Origin of the sequence: Anaerocolumna cellulosilytica (assembly GCF_014218335.1) — a bacterium.
GTDB classification, from domain to species: domain Bacteria; phylum Bacillota; class Clostridia; order Lachnospirales; family Lachnospiraceae; genus Anaerocolumna; species Anaerocolumna cellulosilytica.
Genome location: NZ_AP023367.1, coordinates 4,876,186 through 4,893,096, shown reverse-complemented (window position 1 = coordinate 4,893,096; position 16,911 = coordinate 4,876,186). Strand labels below are relative to the sequence as shown.

13 protein-coding genes are annotated in these 16,911 nt (G+C 36.5%); all 13 read left to right on the top strand.

The window, feature by feature from the left end:
- Positions 1-157 precede the first annotated feature (157 nt).
- On the top strand, positions 158-2,677 hold the full coding sequence (locus acsn021_RS20165) for a leucine-rich repeat protein (RefSeq protein WP_184095281.1): 2,520 nt from the start codon (positions 158-160) through the stop codon (positions 2,675-2,677).
- A gap of 346 nt (positions 2,678-3,023) precedes the next feature.
- Positions 3,024-3,815 (top strand): TrmH family RNA methyltransferase, encoded by a 792-nt coding sequence (locus acsn021_RS20160; protein ID WP_184095279.1) that lies wholly within the window; start codon positions 3,024-3,026, stop codon positions 3,813-3,815.
- 115 nt (positions 3,816-3,930) lie between these two features.
- Entirely contained in the window at positions 3,931-4,371 is a 441-nt protein-coding gene (locus acsn021_RS20155) for an NfeD family protein (protein WP_184095277.1), read from the top strand.
- A gap of 1 nt (position 4,372) precedes the next feature.
- Positions 4,373-5,305 carry an SPFH domain-containing protein gene (locus acsn021_RS20150; protein ID WP_184095275.1) on the top strand — a complete coding sequence of 311 codons (933 nt, stop codon included), beginning with the start codon at positions 4,373-4,375 and terminating at the stop codon, positions 5,303-5,305.
- A gap of 363 nt (positions 5,306-5,668) precedes the next feature.
- The gene (locus tag acsn021_RS20145) at positions 5,669-7,525 is read left to right on the top strand and encodes an LTA synthase family protein (RefSeq protein WP_184095273.1); all 1,857 of its coding nucleotides are present in this window, start codon (positions 5,669-5,671) and stop codon (positions 7,523-7,525) included.
- Positions 7,526-7,578: 53 nt separating this feature from the next.
- Complete coding sequence (locus tag acsn021_RS22960) at positions 7,579-8,766, top strand: patatin-like phospholipase family protein (protein WP_243167971.1); 1,188 nt, start codon at positions 7,579-7,581, stop codon at positions 8,764-8,766.
- Between the two features lie 84 nt (positions 8,767-8,850).
- A complete protein-coding gene (argF, locus tag acsn021_RS22955; RefSeq protein WP_243167970.1) occupies positions 8,851-9,786 on the top strand; it encodes an ornithine carbamoyltransferase in 936 nt (311 codons plus the stop codon).
- 237 nt (positions 9,787-10,023) lie between these two features.
- On the top strand, positions 10,024-10,875 hold the full coding sequence (locus acsn021_RS20135; RefSeq protein WP_184095271.1) for a biotin--[acetyl-CoA-carboxylase] ligase: 852 nt from the start codon (positions 10,024-10,026) through the stop codon (positions 10,873-10,875).
- A gap of 257 nt (positions 10,876-11,132) precedes the next feature.
- Positions 11,133-13,253, top strand: a complete 2,121-nt coding sequence (locus tag acsn021_RS20130; RefSeq protein ID WP_184095269.1) for a methyl-accepting chemotaxis protein — start codon at positions 11,133-11,135, stop codon at positions 13,251-13,253.
- Positions 13,254-13,627: 374 nt separating this feature from the next.
- The gene (locus tag acsn021_RS20125) at positions 13,628-14,494 is read left to right on the top strand and encodes a LiaF transmembrane domain-containing protein (RefSeq protein ID WP_184095267.1); all 867 of its coding nucleotides are present in this window, start codon (positions 13,628-13,630) and stop codon (positions 14,492-14,494) included.
- A gap of 107 nt (positions 14,495-14,601) precedes the next feature.
- Positions 14,602-14,940, top strand: coding sequence for a DUF6145 family protein (locus acsn021_RS20120; protein WP_184095265.1), 339 nt, complete (start codon positions 14,602-14,604; stop codon positions 14,938-14,940).
- Between the two features lie 119 nt (positions 14,941-15,059).
- Complete coding sequence (locus tag acsn021_RS20115; protein WP_184095263.1) at positions 15,060-15,833, top strand: type III pantothenate kinase; 774 nt, start codon at positions 15,060-15,062, stop codon at positions 15,831-15,833.
- Positions 15,834-15,841: 8 nt separating this feature from the next.
- A complete protein-coding gene (dusB, locus tag acsn021_RS20110; RefSeq protein ID WP_184095261.1) occupies positions 15,842-16,834 on the top strand; it encodes a tRNA dihydrouridine synthase DusB in 993 nt (330 codons plus the stop codon).
- The last annotated feature ends 77 nt before the right edge of the window (positions 16,835-16,911 follow it).

The window sequence follows — 16,911 nt, the reverse complement described above, 5'->3', positions numbered from 1 at the left end:
AGACCGATTTTTATTTTTTTCTCTGCGTAGGAATAGACAAACATTTGTTCCCTTTGGGGGTTTGCTGCTTTAGCATTTACAATTATTTTGACCTGCTTCTGGATATTGTGTATAATAATGGAAAACATAGTATGAATAAAGAAAGGATTAAGAGGTTATGAAAAAAATTTTAATGAGGGTATTCTTTTTGACTGTTTTTATTGCATTATCAACTGGTAAATATAACGTATCCGCAGCAGAATCAATATATGTTTATTCTAAGGATGATACCATCCCCTATCGGGGAGAAGAAACCTTTGTGATTACCTCGGATGATATTAGTGATCTTATCTTTCATGTAGAATCCGAATGCATTTATCCAGAAGTCAGGAAGCTGGTAATTGAGGAAGGGGTTACTTCCTTTTCCTATGGATATCGTGCTTTTCCAAATGTAGAAACCATATATTTTTCAAGTACGGTAAAGAGTATTAATGGGTTCTCGAACACTTCCACCAGTTATTTAAGTAAGCTGAAGGAAATTAAAGTATCCGGAAAGAATAAATGGTATACGACAGAAAATGGTATTCTGTTTAATAAAAAGAAAACGGTTTTGTATAAATATCCTAGTACATTGACTTACAGCACCTATACTATACCGGATACGGTAACCACCATTCAAGATGGGGCATTCTATAATTCAAACCTGAAAACCGTTACCATAGGTGCAAGTTTTAAAGTAGACCAGCTATATAAATTACAGAATCAGTTAAGAAACATTAAGGAATTTAAGGTGAACAGTAAAAATATCTCTTACAGTGCTAAAAAAGGAGTGCTTTTTAATAAAAAGGGAGATACCCTTCTTTTATACCCAAACGGGAAAGGAAAAAACTATACGGTGCCGAAGGGAACCGTTATGATTGGTGAAAGTGCATTTCAGCATTCCGTGGTAACAAAAATTGTTTTGCCAGCAGGTTTAACCACGATTAAGGAGCAAGCTTTCCGGGATTCCAGTTTAACTGCCATTACCATTCCGTTGACAGTGGTTTCTATGGCTGAAAATGCATTTCGGGATGCAACTGCTCTTAAAGCTATCGTTGTAGAAGCGGGAAATAAACAGTATGCTGCTTATGAAGGAATTCTTTACAATGCATCCAGAACAAAACTTATTTTTATCCCGGAGGGCTATAGCAAAACCACGTTAAAGCTGCCATCTACTTTAAAGAGCCTGTCTGTCAATAGTACAAATGCTTATTTATCCATTTTTCGAAATTTTACGGAAATTGTCATACCAAAGGCATTGAAAGAAATCGATATCCATTATAAGTGCTTTGATAAAATAATCATAGAGAAAGGGAATACAGCCTTTTCCCTTTACAATGGCTCCCTGTACAACAAAGCCGGTACGGAGCTCATATTCTTTAAAAAACAGGAAAAAGCGGATTTTCCCGATACTTTGACAAATGTTGATATAAATAAGCTGATTGACAGTGACATTAAGGAATTGGAAATATCTAAAAACGTGAAATCTATCCGGCGTTACGCGAAGGACTTATGTTATATCATTCCTACGCTGGAAAAACTTACGGTAGCAGAGGATAATCCATATTACACCTGTGAAAACGGAATGCTGTTTAACAAAGATAATACGGTGCTATATGATATTCCAAGAAATACGACAGAACTGATTATACCCGATACGGTAACCGAATTTGATATCGCTCCTCTTTCAGATTATAATTACCATAATCTGACCAGGGTAACCATTCCAGAAGGGTTAACTAAACTGGACGGCTTGGATTATGCATACAAAATGGATAATCTTAAAGCTTTTACCGTTGCCAAAGGTAATCCGGTATTTACCAGTATTGACGGTGTGCTATATAACAAAGATGTAACAGAACTTATCTGGTATCCAATGCAAAAGGAGGATAAGACCTTCACTATGCCTAATACGGTTAAGGAAGCAGATGTAGTGTCCCTAATGGCTAATCCTTATCTGGAAAGTTTAGTTTTATCGGATTCTCTTGTAAAAGAAACCTTATATTATTCATATACGTGGGGATACTACCTTCCTTCCAAATCCATAAAAGAATATGTGGTAAGTGATAATAATCCCCATTATAAAACAGTAGACGGTGTCCTCTATAACAAGGATATGACTGTTCTCATTGCATATCCTTATCAAAAAAGCTCAGAATCCTTTACCATACCGGATACCGTAACCAATGCCGTTGGAATCTGCAATAACCGTACGTATATAAATGATGAGAAATATGATAATACCTCCAATCCATATCTTAAGGAGTTGGTTATCGGCAAGAATGTAAAGGAATTGTTTGAATACTCCGATTTAAATTGTCCGATTTTTAATTTGCCGAACCTGCAGAAAATCGAAGTGAAACCGATAAATAAATATTTCAGTGCAAAGGACGGAATCCTTTACAGCAAGGATTTCTCCAAGATGTATGTCTATCCGAAAGACAGCCGGAATACGGAACTAATCATTCCCAAAAGTACAAAAGAACTTTTTGACGGTTATATTGATGCGACTATGAATCCATATCTTACTGCCTTAAAGGTGGAAGATGGTAGTAAAGCTTTTTATACGGACGGTACTAGTTTATATAATTATCAGGGGAATATAATGTACTGCCGCATTGGCGGAAAGTATTTTCGCAAAATACCGAGTACAGACTAACTACTGTATATACATATCAGAAGACTTTCTTCCACGTGTCAATTTGCATGGTATATTTTTCTATATTATTACGGGTTCTTTTTAAAACCTATCTGATTTATAGAAATAAATTATTACCTACTGAATGTATATCCCGAGTATAACTCATACAAATAGAAGGTATTGCATATCGGAAAAAGCTGATAGATGAAATCCTATTTGACATAGGAGGAAAGCTGTCTTATAATATTTTGTAAACAAGAAAATAAATAGAAACCTTCCTGACTCTATGGGGACAGGGAAGGTTTTTTAATGTATACCTTAGAAATAGTTGATGTATTAGAAGGTATAAAGGAAAGGTGTATCTATGATTACCAGTGTATCAAATCCTCAGATAAAAAATCTGATACAACTACAGAATAAATCAAAAGCCAGACAAGAACAGAGAGCCTTTGTAGCAGAAGGAATTAAGATGTTTGAAGAATCCAAAGAAGGTGGTTATCTGATTAAGGCATACATGGGAGAAACATTATATCAGCAGTGGGAGAAGGAAAGACCTGATTTATTAGAAGGGTATCCTTATGAAGTAGTTTCAGACGCAGTGTTTAAAGTTGTGGCCGACACATTAACTCCCCAGGGAATAATATGTTTGGTAAAAAAACCTGCATATAAGCTGGATGCTCTATTAAATAATCCCAAGGCTAAAGTGTTGCTGTTAGAAGATATCAGAGACCCGGGAAACCTTGGAACAATGGTTAGAACTGCGGAAGGAGCTGGATTTACGGGCATAATATTAACCAAAAGTTCTGTTGATATGTATAACCCCAAAGTAATTCGCTCAACGATGGGAGCTATTTATCGTATGCCTTTTCTGTATGCAGAGGATTTTCAAGAGACTCTCAAGCTGTTACAGGAGAATGGTATCACAATATATGCGGCTCATTTAGACGGAGCTGAATATTATGATAAGGTGTCATATGCAGGGAAATGTGCCATTATGATTGGAAATGAGGCTAATGGTATTAGCCCTGAGGCAGCAGGAATATCAGATCAATGCATTAAAATTCCTATGGAAGGCAGTGTGGAGTCATTAAATGCAGCAATAGCAGCATCTGTATTAATGTATGAAGTATACCGTCAAAAGAGGTTGAATGATTAGAAAAAGATTAAAAAGAGCTTATATTTTGAAAAATTCAAAATATTTCCTTGTATATTTATATAATTTAAAGTAATATTAAGATACAACCGATAGATAGAAAGGGGGGTGAAAAAGCATGAATTCAACTTATTGGTTAATTGCTTTAGCAGTACTGCTGTTAATAGAAATAATTACTTTAGGTCTTACCACAATATGGTTTGCCGGAGGTGCTTTGACAGCTTTTTTAGTTTCCCTGGTAACAAACAATTTAGTTCTTGAATTAATTATATTTTTTGTAGTATCGTTTTTGCTTTTAATCTACACAAGACCAATTGCAGCCAGGTTTTTTAATGCTAAAAAGATTAAAACTAATTATGAAAGCCTAATAGGACGGGAAGGTAAAGTTATCGAACGAATTGATAATTTTAATAGTTCAGGTCAGGTTGTAGTCGGAGGGCAAGAATGGACGGCAAGAGCTGTCGACGACCGGGCTATCATTGAGCCCGAGCAGAAAGTTATTATACGCAGTATAGCGGGTGTTAAGTTAATGGTGGAAGTAGAAAAGGAGGAAATTTAGTATGGAATACGTATTTATTATTTTTGTCGCACTAGTATTAATTGTCTTAGCATCTTGTGTTAAGATTGTACCTCAGGCGCAGGCATATGTAGTAGAAAGACTTGGTGCTTTTCAGGCTACCTGGGATGTTGGTATTCATCTTAAGATGCCGTTTATTGACAGAATTGCGAGAAAGGTTTTATTAAAAGAGCAGGTAGTGGATTTTGCACCTCAGCCGGTTATCACAAAAGATAACGTAACGATGAAGATTGATACGGTTGTGTTCTTTCAAATAACAGATCCCAAGTTATTCGCCTATGGTGTGGAACGTCCTATCATGGCAATTGAAAACTTAACTGCAACGACCTTAAGAAATATTATTGGTGATTTGGAATTAGATCAAACCTTAACTTCCAGAGAAATTATTAATACCAAGATGAGAGTATCTTTAGACGTAGCTACGGATCCTTGGGGAATTAAAGTGAACCGTGTGGAATTAAAGAACATTATTCCTCCCGCTGCTATTCAGGATGCCATGGAAAAACAGATGAAGGCAGAACGTGAACGAAGAGAGTCCATTTTACGTGCAGAAGGTGAAAAGACTTCACAGATTTTAGTGGCAGAGGGTAAAAAGCAATCTTCAATCTTAGAAGCACAGGCTGAAAAAGAAGCTGCGATATTAAGAGCAGAAGCAGTGAAAGAAGCAACCATTCGTGAGGCAGAAGGTCAGGCAGAGGCTATCTTAACAGTACAAAAAGCTAATGCAGAAGGTATCAGATTCTTAAATGATTCGAACCCGGGCAATGCGGTACTACAGCTTAAGAGCTTGGAAGCTTTTGCTAAAGCTGCTGATGGAAAAGCCACAAAAATTATTATCCCATCTGAAATTCAGGGTATTGCCGGATTGGTTAAATCTATAACTGAAGTGGGCAATGACAAAACGATTCAGGATTAGTGGATTTCCAATCAATATGTAAATAATGTAAATTGAAGAATTGAATTTTTGTTAGTAACATAAAGGAAAATATCATATAAAATAATAATGCTTTACGATTCCGTATACACTTATAAAAGGTAGCGGAAACGTAAAGCATTTATTTTGTTCATTTTTGATTGTGTTAAGATAAACTTAAGAATTCTTGCCTTGCTATTAAATTTGCAATGAGCTATTATATACTAGAACTGAAAATAGGGATAATTGGTTTATTACATTACGTGTCTTTGGGTTTTAGCTCTAGGGAGGAGAAATAAATACCTATACGATTTGTATATATTATCCATCGGAAGTAAGAGGAGATTTAAAAGGAGAGGATTGGAAATGAAGCAGCTAAAAACTGTATTGCAGTCACCTTATATGATACTCTTATTTTTTACATTAAAATTAATGGTTTACTACCATTTAATCAGTGTAAATGTAAAAGATATCATATTTGTGGTTGTCAGTATTGTAGCAATGGGACTTATATTTATATGTTTTAGCAGAAGTAGATGGAAAAGGAAAAAGGGATTTTTCCTAATTATATATTCACTGCTCTCATTATTAATGTTTGCAGATTCCATGTACTATAATTATTATAATCAGACCGTATCCATAAAGCAACTTTGGCAGGCAGCTAATGTTGCAGCGGTTCCGGATAGCTTTGTGGCAACTTTAATACCTGCAAGCTTTTTGTTATATTTAGATATTCCTTTTGTATACTATTATTTTAAAAAACTAGTAAAAGAAGAGAATAGGGGTTGGAGTTTTAAAAAAGAAATTAAGTATCTCGTAGCAGGTCTATGCGGTATTTTTGCATTTTTGGTTATAAACCCATTTGGCAGTGTAACGATTGATAAAGTAAATAGCGTTGAATTTTTTACCAGTCATGTAAATGATATTTATAATGCGATTGCCGATAGTATCGTTGTTGAAGAAGTTTCAGCGGATGAAGTTTTAGATACGGTTCAGGAGGTGGCTTTTCAGCCGAAAGGAACTAAATATAAGGGAATAGGGGAAGGTAAGAACGTAATACTGCTTCAAGTAGAAGCACTTCAGAACTTTGTAATTGGTGCAGAATACAATGGGCAGGTTTTAACTCCTAATTTAAATGCATTAATAAAGCAGGATACTTTATATTATGACAGATATTATACCAATATCGGTAAAGGAAATACTGCGGATGCAGAATTTTCAACTCTAAACAGCCTGTATCCTGTTATCGACCGTGAATGTTATACCCTATATGAACAAAATACGTTTAATGGTCTGCCCTGGCTGTTAAGAGACAAAGGCTACAACGCCTTTGTAATACATGGCTACAAGGGAGAATTCTGGAATCGTGAAGCTGCGTATCCGGCGCAGGGGTTTGAAGATTTTTATAGTATGGAAGACATGGAAGCTGATGATATAATTGGACTTGGAATATCAGACAAATCTATGTTTAAGCAGACAATTGATATACTAAAAGAAAAAAAACAGCCTTTTTTTAGTTTTATTATCACACTTACCAGCCATCATCCGTTTATATTGGAGGAAGAAGATGCTAGCTTACAACTTAAGGAAGAGGACATCGGAACCAAGTTCGGAAGCTATTTGCAGACTGTGCGTTATGCGGATGAAGCCTTAGGGCAGTTTATAACGGATTTAAAAACTGCCGGCTTATATGAGGATACAGTTATTGCATTATATGGCGACCATCATGGTCTGAATCTGAACATGGATGATAATGCTGTATTAATGGAAAAATATCTGGGCCGAACATATGACTACGATGAGATGCTTCGTGTACCAATGTTAATTCATGTTCCTGGTAGTGGTGTCACTGATACAATATCAACTACGGGAGGGCAAGTGGATTTTTTACCTACTATTGCAAATGTCATGAATCTTGAGATTAGCCAGCCGTATATTTTAGGTCAGGATTTAAGTAATGCAAAGGACGGATTTGTTGCATTTACTGCATATTTATTCGAAGGTTCCTTTATACACAACGAGGTAATGTTTGAAATATCAAGAGAAGGTGTTTTTGAAGGCAGCAGAGCTTGGAAGATTGGTACTAATGAGCCTATAGATGCTTCAATGCTTGAAGATGAGTACAAAAAAGCAATTACCTTAAAGAAAACATCGGAAGATATACTAAATCAAAATTTAATACAAGAGTATTTAAATATGGATACTATAAAATCAGAGGATTAATCTACTGCTTAGTGGTTAATAATTTCACCCTTAATAAATAATAGGTAATAGGAATGATAAAAGAATTTGATTTTAGTAAAGAATATGGTATTGTTTTAGAAGGCGGCGGTGCTAAGGGAGCCTATCAGATTGGAGTCTGGAAGGCTTTCTTAGAATGTGGCGTTAAGATAAAAGGTGTTTCAGGGGTCTCGGTTGGTGCTTTAAACGGGGCCCTTATTTGTATGGGTGATTATGAAGAGGCGGAAACTTTATGGAAAAGCCTGACCTATTCAAATATTATGAACCTGGATGATGAACAAATGAAACATTTAATGAACTTGGATATCAAGAATCTGGATTTAAAGATGTTATCCAGAGATACAGGAAAGATAATTTCTGGCAGAGGGATTGATATAACTCCGCTGAAAGAGTTAATTCAGAACTGGGTAGATGAAGAAAAAATTTATAATTCACCCGTCGAATTTGTCTTTGGTACGTTTTTGGTATCAAAGTTAAAGGAAATCGAGATTACAGCTCGGGAAGCAGAAAAAGCATCCTTAAAAGATTATCTACTGGCCAGTGCACTTCTTCCTGCTTTTCGAAATGATAAATTAAATGGACAAACATTTTTAGATGGAGGAATGTTTAACAATGTACCGGTTGATATGCTTATAAACAGAGGGTATAAAGATATCATAGTGGTTCGTATCTATGGAATCGGCTTAGAAAAACCGGTTAAAATTCCAAAAGACGTTAATGTGATACAGATAGCTCCCAATATAAATCTGGGTGGTATTCTGGAATTCAATTCGGAAAAAATACAAAGAAATATAGAAGTGGGATATTATGATGCCATGCGTTGTTTGCATAACTTATCCGGTAGAATATACTATATTGATTCAGACTTAGAAGAGGGAGAGAGTCTATTAAAACTAATGAAATTAAATGAAGCGGCTAAGATGGCACTATTAGAATACTATAAACTGGATTATAGCAATACAGATTTAATAGTAAGGAGATTTCTGGAACAGGCCTGTCCAAACCTAGCTACGACCCTAAAGCTTAAAAGGGATTGGAATTATACAGAATTATATATTTCTCTTTTAGAGTTGTGTGCTAAAAGTGTACGTGTACCAAAGTATAAAATATACACCGTGGAAGAACTGAAACGCAACTGTTTTGAAAAATATCAAAAAATGCGTCAACGAAATTACAAACTACCTATATTCCATGAATTGGTAGTAAAGATGATGACAATATAATAATAATACAGTGAAACCTCTTGACAAATGAATAAAAATCAAGTATTATGTATAAATAATCATTTGATAGTGGAGGTATCTAATATGAACTTAAAAGGCCGCAGCTTTTTAACCTTAAAAGACTATCAGCCGGAAGAAATAGAATATTTATTAGAACTGGCGGCTGTGTTAAAGGCTAAGAAAAAACAAGGTATTACAGGAAATTCACTAAAGGGTAAAAATATAGCTTTAATATTTGAAAAACCTTCCACACGAACAAGATGCGCATTTACTATTGGTTGTATTGACGAAGGGGGTCATCCTGAATACCTTGGAAAAGACGATATTCAGCTTGGTCATAAAGAATGTATAGAGGATACGGCAAGAGTACTTGGAAGAATGTTTGACGGCATTGAATTTAGGGGCTTTAAGCAAGAGACGGTTGAAAAGCTTGCAGAATATAGCAAGGTGCCGGTATGGAATGGACTTACAGACATGTACCATCCTACACAAATTCTGGCCGATATGCTGACCTTAAAGGAGCAATTCGGTGACCTTAGAGGATTAAAATTAATTTATGCAGGGGATGGCAGAAATAATATGGCTAATAGCCTTATGATTGGCTCGGCCAAGTTAGGTCTGCACTTTACAATATTAGCACCAAAAGCTTTGTGGCCTGAGGGTGAATTGGTTAAATTATGCCAAACCTATAATGAGAAATCCCAAGGTACAGTGACCATAACAGAAAATATTAATGCAGTAGAAGGTGCAGATGCTATCTATACGGACGTATGGTGTTCGATGGGAGAAGAGGAACTGGCAGCAGAAAGAATATCTATTTTAGAACCGTATCAGGTCAACGAGAGTATGGTAAAACAAACGGGTAAGAATAATACTGTACTATTACATTGCCTGCCAGCCGTAAAAGGAAATGAGATAACCGAGGACGTATTCGAACGACATGCAGATGTAATCTTTGATCAGGCAGAAAATCGTATGCATACCATAAAAGCAGTAATGGTGGCTACTCTTGGCAATTAAATACGTATATAACAGGGCTGTTTCCGGCGAATTACTACCGGAACAGCCTTTTTTGTTGCGGGGACACATTGGAAATCTCATCTAAGGATTTGGAAAATACTTGATTCCGGAACAAATTAATATTATAGTATACTATATATGTCCACGTTTATAATGAATATTTTGCGAAGTCAATCAAAGCATAGGTAAAGGCATGCATGGACAAGGGGTAAAAAACAAGGAGGAATTTTTGTAAAAGTGGATGTGAAACGGAAAACCCCCGATTATATCGGGTTGAATTTAGATAACATAAAAAATAAATTAAATACCCAATATCTGGGGCGAGAAATATTATATTTGGAGGAAGTCGATTCAACGAACAATGTTGCTAAGGATTATGGGAAGCAAAAAGGAAATCATGGATTACTTGTAATAGCAGAAAAGCAAAATGCTGGAAAAGGAAGACTTGGACGTTCCTGGAATTCACCAAAAGGCAGTGGAATCTGGATGTCATTTGTACTAAAAGCAGACATAGAGCCCCAAAACAGTCCCATGTTAACACTAATAACAGCACTGGCAGTGAATGGCGCTATAAGAAAGATTACAGGGTTGGAGACAGCCATAAAATGGCCTAATGATGTAATTCTGAATGGAAAAAAGACCTGCGGAATACTTACTGAAATGACAGCCGCTGCAGATAGACAGGAGTGCATTATAATCGGAATAGGAATAAATGTAAGTCAAGAGGAGTTCCCGGAGGAACTAAAAGAAAAGGCAACATCCTTATGGTTAGAGGGTAAAAGGCCGGTATCCAGGGAGGAGTTAATCAGTGAAATACTGAATCAGTTTGAACTGTATTATAAAAAATTTTGCCTGACTGAGTCCATGGAGGTGTTAAAAGAAGAATATGATGCGCAATTAATTCATCTAAGGAAACAAGTAAGAATAGTAGAGAACAATATGGAGTACGAAGGGATTGCTCTTGGTATTGATGAAGGTGGAGCTCTATTGGTACAAGTTGAACAAACTAATCAGGGGATAACTACGACTTTCGTCAAAACAGTTTTATCCGGAGAAATTTCAGTGAGAGGTCTAAAAGGTTATGTGTAACCGTATCACCATAATTCCTTAGGTGTATTGGTTCATTTTTATAGAAATTTAAATATTAAAACGGAAAATATAACTATATGAAATACTTGGGATTTCGACATTTTTCTCAACTTGTATGCACTTTACGTTGACTTTACAATAAAAAATAGATATAATTTTAATATAGGAGAATTGCATATATATAACCGGTTTTATGTAGCGGAGATTATACTAGTTGAACAAAAATGGGGTAAACCATAGCAGAGAGGAGCATACAAATGAAGGCAAAGACTAAACCGGCCAAGGAAAAACCCGTAAAGGTTAAAAAACAAAAGATGAAGAAGATGAAATTGGAAAGGGAGGCATTTAAAACAAGAGGTGGAATCGCTTTTAAATTAGTATTAGGATTTATGGTTCCAGTCTTTTTTGTTATATTGGTAGGGACAATAGCTTATACAATGGCATCGGATGCTATTGTAAACAACTATAAGAAATCCAGTCTTCAATCCATTGAGATGACAAGTGAATATATGCGATTTGGTTTGGATTCAGTAGAAGCGACCGGATTGCAGTACATAATGGATACTGATATGAAGAATTATTTTAATGGGATGTACAAGGATAAACCGTTAGATGCCAGCCGATTAATGCAAGATATTAAAAAGAATTTTATAGCTAAGCAGGTATCCGATGTTTTTATTGAAAATATACATGTTCTGGCAAAAAATGCTGGGGCTATGACAACCTCCAGCAGTGCGGAAAAAGATATGTATGAGCCATTTTTGGCATCTGAGGGAGGAAAAGGTCTGGGTGATAACTCACATAGCTCGTATTGGCTGGGTATGGACCCGGAGTTAGATGCTAAGCTAGGAATTAAGACGAATAAGTATGCACTACGTTTTGTTAGAGGATTTCAGGATATTAGAGCCTGTCTGATTCTGGATATCAGCGCAAGTACAATTACAGATATTCTGGGAGATTTAGATTTTGGTAAGAACAGTATTGTTGGTTTTGTTACTGCGGACGGCAGAGAGGTTATAACGGCAGGATTTAGTGAAGAAAATACAGACGCCATATTTACAGAACAGGACTTTTATCAGAAGGCTCAGGAAGCAGATGGTAAAAGTTTCAATGAAGATGTAGTTTATAAAGACAAGAACTACCTTTACTTAAGTGCTAAAGTTGGAGAAACCGGAGCTTCTGTGTGTGCTCTGATTCCGCAGGCAACTATAATAGGACAGGTTGCAGGTATAAAAAATATAACAATCATTTTAGTATTGTTATCTTCTGTAATTGCAATTGCAGTTGGATTACTACTGGCTACCGGTATACAAAAGGTAATAAGATATGTTATAAAAGAATTGAATCTTGTGGCACAGGGGAATTTAACAGTTAAACTTAAAGTCGGCAGAAGAGATGAATTCTCAATACTCTCAGACGGTATTAACAACATGGTTGATAATATGCGAGGGTTAATAGAGAAGGTAAAAAATCAGAGTACTTCTGTTACCGCTTCCTCGGTAGAAGTTATGAATGCCTCAGAAGTATTCTCAAAAGCTACAGAAGGCATAACAGGAGCCATTGAAGAAATTCAGGCAGGAGTAAACCAGCAGGCAGAAGATTCACAAAACTGTCTGTTACGAATGGATAACCTTTCTGAGAAAATTGAATCAGTGAATGGAAAGACGACAGAAATCAAATCTATCACAAATAACACTAAGGGCAGTATTGAAAAGGGCATGGAAGCTATTCAGTTATTGAATGAAAAAGCAAGGTCTACTTCTCAGATAACAGAGAGAATACTTTCTCATATAGAAATATTAGAAAAGAAATCCCAATCAATTGGCCAGATTGTAGGTACGATTAATAGTATTGCAGAGGAAACCAATTTACTATCCTTAAATGCCTCCATAGAAGCAGCCAGGGCAGGAGAAGCGGGAAGAGGCTTCCAGGTAGTCGCAGGAGAAATACGTAAATTAGCTGACCAGTCAGTGCATGCTGTACAAGATATTGAAACACTCATTATGGAGATGCAGATACAGACAAAAGAGACTGTTACGATTGCCAGTGAAGCCGAAGGTATTGTTGCGGAGCAGGAAACAGCCGTATCTCATACAGAAGACTCCTTTAAAGATTTGAACATTCATGTTGAAGGACTCATAGGGAATGTTGATGATATAATGGAAAGTATTTATGAGATGGAAGCTTCAAGAACCGATACATTAATGGCAATAGAGAACATATCCGCTGTATCAGAAGAGACCGCAGCAGCGTCCACTTCTGTAAATGAATCAGCAAATCATCAGAAAACAGCAGTAGATTCTCTAAACTATCTCGCAAGAGAGTTAGAAGAGAATGCAAAAGCCTTAGGAGATGCAGTCCTGAAGTTCCAGGTTTAGTTGTACAATTACATAGTAAGATTAGAGAAGCCGCCAATTAGTATAAGGTGGCTTCTTTTTATAGCTATAAATGACAAGTATGATAGTGTAATATGTGCCCTTAATACACACTTACCATCTTAAAAGAAGTAATCAGCACCGCGCTGCCTACATTTTCTTTCTGGATAATCTTAGACTTGAATTATTTAGTTTTTCCATATATGATAGTATTACGGGTTTTATATGGTTTATAATATTATAGGACAGAGAGATATAATAACTTAAATAGGCAATTGAGGAACTGTCTTTGACTGTGATTTCTTTTATTTCCTGTTTTAAAGAAAGCGTTTTTCAATTGTATATATAATATAAAAGTGTAAAGGGGGATAATGGATATGAAAGATACAAACTCAAAGCCGATTTTGGGAATTATCTTTATACTTTTGGGAGTTTTATTAGCAGCCAAAGTTTTTGGTTTATTTGATTATATTACGTTTAACGGATGGTGGACATTTTTTATTATCATACCATGTTTTTTGGGACTGTTTCAGGGAAATAACTTTAGTGGCTCCTTTTTTGGGCTTGGTATAGGTATAATTCTTTTTTTAGGTATGAATCAACTGATAAGTTGGAGGGTTGCACCCCAGCTAATAGCTGGGCTTATTTTTGCAGCAATCGGCTTGTCCTTTCTATTTAAGGATGAAAAGATCAAAAAAGATAAAACTAAAGATGATAGCCGTTATAGAACCTATGATACGGAAGCAGACAAGGGTAAAGAGCAGGCCAAGACATATGAAAAGCAGGCTCAGATGCATGAAGAACAAGCAAACGCTCATGAGGAACAATTCAAGACTTTTGAAAATCAAGCAAAGACGTATGATGACCAGTTTACTAATAATGGACAAGGCTACTATAAAACCTTTGGCTCCGGAAGGCGCAATCAGTATAATGCTGTATTAAACGGCAGGGTTGTTCAGATAATGGAGGAAGAATTCACAGGTTGTACCGTTACTGCTATTATGGGGAATTTGCAATTGGATTTAAGAAATGCTATTATCAGAGAAGATGTAGTAGTAGATGTTACCTGTCTGCTTGGAGGCTTGGATATATTTGTACCAGCTAATGCCAAGGTATCTGTAAGTTGTACTCCAATATTAGGAGGGGTAGAGAACCGGGTTTCCTTATCAGGGCGTGGCATGCGGGATACAGTGACAATTTATATCAGAGGCACTTGTGTTCTAGGTGGTATTGAAATAAGGTAAGTAAGAAATCTATTAAAAGAAAGGAATGTCACATATTAATTTTCATACTTTTTTATTTGTGACAGTGGCGCATCTGTGAGCAGATGTGTGACGCAATGGGTATTTTTATGTATTTAGATAAAGTGGTATTGTGTGCCAGCAGTGCATATGAACAAAAATATTATTTGAATGAGGACTTTAATGCTCTTCCGGAGGCAGTTAAGGAAGATTTAAAAATAATGTGTGTTTTGTTTACAGAAGATGTAGGTGGTGTTCTTAAGTTGGAATTTAATGAAGAAGGAAGCCTTTTGTTGAATGTAACAAGTGATGAGGGAGATTTACTGTTTGATGAAATCGGCAGTGTATTAAAGATAAAGGAAATGCAGAGGAACAAAGAAGAGCTGCTGGAGTCTTTGGAGCTTTATTATAAGGTTTTTATGTTAGGGCAGGATATAGAGGCGGAATAACAAACCTTATAATCAAAGGCAGGATAGGAGAACATTAAAAGACGTGAAATGTTTTTCAATAGCTTTATTTGTACGTGTGTAAGTGCTGACAGAACTAGAGTACACAGATAGGAGTTAATATGATTTTAGTAATAGATGTTGGAAACACCAACATAACACTTGGAATTTTTGACAAGGAGGAGTTGGTCTCCAGTTTTCGTATGACAACAAAGATTCCAAGAACTTCAGACGAATATGGTATTATGATAAGTGATATGCTTCGCACACGCAATGTGGAGCAATCCGATATAGAAGCAGTAATAATAGCGAGTGTGGTTCCTGGAATTATGCATTCTTTTAAGAATGGTATCCTGAAATATATAAAAAAGACACCTTTTGAAATTGGTGCCGGTACAAAAACAGGTATAAAGATAGCTACTGCAAACCCAAGAGAAATTGGAGCAGACAGGGTGGTGGATGCAGTTGCTGCCTATGATTTATACGGTGGCCCTTTAATCGTAATAGATTTTGGTACTGCTACAACGTATGATTTGATATCCGCAGATGGTTCTTTTTTGGCGGGTGTTACAAGCCCAGGTATACGAATTAGTGCAGATGCTTTGTGGAATCAAACCGCCAAGCTTCCGGAGATTGAAATTAAAAAGCCGGCTTCTATTCTGGCAAAGGAAACAATAACAAGCATGCAGGCAGGCTTGGTATTTGGGTGCATCGGACAAACGGAATACATTGTTAAGAAAATGATTGAAGAATCCGGTATTCCGGATATGAAAGTAATTGCTACCGGAGGACTTGGTAAAATTATAGCTGAATCTACGGATGTAATCCAAATATATGATCCGGCTTTGACGTTAAAAGGTCTTAAGATAATTTATAATAAGGCTAGAGGGAAATAGGTAATAACATGAATTTAAAGATAGGTAATGTTAATATAAAAGGGAATCTGGTACTTGGTCCCATGGCAGGTGTTACAGACCTGCCTTTTCGTCTGCTCTGCAAGGAGCAAGGAGCAGATTTAATCTATACAGAGATGGTAAGTGCAAAAGGAATCAGCTATAACAATAAGAACACGGAGAGCCTATTATTGGTAGAAGAAACAGAACGGCCTGTATCTCTGCAATTATTTGGGGCAGACCCGGTTATCTTAAGTGAAACGGCAAAAAGAATTGAAGACAGAAACTTCGATATATTAGATTTAAACATGGGGTGTCCTGTACCAAAAGTTGTGAACAACAAAGAGGGCTCTGCCCTTATGACAGACCCCAAATTAGCAGGTGAAATAATACATGCAGTATCTACTGCCATTAAAAAGCCTTTTACCGTAAAAATACGAAAGGGATTTACGGAAGCCACCAGCAATGCAGTTGAGATTGCAAAAATAGCAGAGGCAAATGGTGCAGCAGCCATAGCAGTTCACGGTAGAACCAGGGAACAGTATTATAGCGGAAAGGCAGACTGGAGTATTATCCGTGCTGTGAAAGAAGCTGTTTCAATACCGGTAATCGGTAATGGTGATGTAATAACACCAGAGGATGCAATCCGACTGGTGAAGGAAACAGGTTGTGACGGTATTATGATTGCCAGAGGCGCCAGAGGAAATCCATGGATTTTTAAGCACATTAAAGAGTATATGGAAACCGGGGTTAAACCAGAGAAACCACAGCTTGAGGAAGCCGTTGAAATGATGCTGCGGCATGCAAGGCTGTCTCTACAATACAAAGGCGAATACATAGGTATACGTGAGATGCGAAAACACGTAGCCTGGTATACAACTGGTTATCCTTTGGCAGCGAAATTAAGGCAGCAGGCGAACTTTATTGAAAGTTATGAGGGGTTAGAGGAACTACTGCAACAATATCAGGAAACAGTAAGAATTACTGGTGGAGCTGAAGAATAGTTATTGTTTGGGTTTATGAACGAATATTAGAGAGGGCAGGTGAATACTGCCCTCTCTTGTTATGCATATATATACAA

Coding starts and splice junctions, on each gene's coding strand:
- acsn021_RS20165 (WP_184095281.1), top strand. CDS start 158: ATGAAAAAAATTTTAATGAGGGTATTCTTTTTGACTGTTTTTATTGCA.
- acsn021_RS20160 (WP_184095279.1), top strand. CDS start 3,024: ATGATTACCAGTGTATCAAATCCTCAGATAAAAAATCTGATACAACTA.
- acsn021_RS20155 (WP_184095277.1), top strand. CDS start 3,931: ATGAATTCAACTTATTGGTTAATTGCTTTAGCAGTACTGCTGTTAATA.
- acsn021_RS20150 (WP_184095275.1), top strand. CDS start 4,373: ATGGAATACGTATTTATTATTTTTGTCGCACTAGTATTAATTGTCTTA.
- acsn021_RS20145 (WP_184095273.1), top strand. CDS start 5,669: ATGAAGCAGCTAAAAACTGTATTGCAGTCACCTTATATGATACTCTTA.
- acsn021_RS22960 (WP_243167971.1), top strand. CDS start 7,579: ATGATAAAAGAATTTGATTTTAGTAAAGAATATGGTATTGTTTTAGAA.
- argF (WP_243167970.1), top strand. CDS start 8,851: ATGAACTTAAAAGGCCGCAGCTTTTTAACCTTAAAAGACTATCAGCCG.
- acsn021_RS20130 (WP_184095269.1), top strand. CDS start 11,133: ATGAAGGCAAAGACTAAACCGGCCAAGGAAAAACCCGTAAAGGTTAAA.
- acsn021_RS20125 (WP_184095267.1), top strand. CDS start 13,628: ATGAAAGATACAAACTCAAAGCCGATTTTGGGAATTATCTTTATACTT.
- acsn021_RS20120 (WP_184095265.1), top strand. CDS start 14,602: ATGTATTTAGATAAAGTGGTATTGTGTGCCAGCAGTGCATATGAACAA.
- acsn021_RS20115 (WP_184095263.1), top strand. CDS start 15,060: ATGATTTTAGTAATAGATGTTGGAAACACCAACATAACACTTGGAATT.
- dusB (WP_184095261.1), top strand. CDS start 15,842: ATGAATTTAAAGATAGGTAATGTTAATATAAAAGGGAATCTGGTACTT.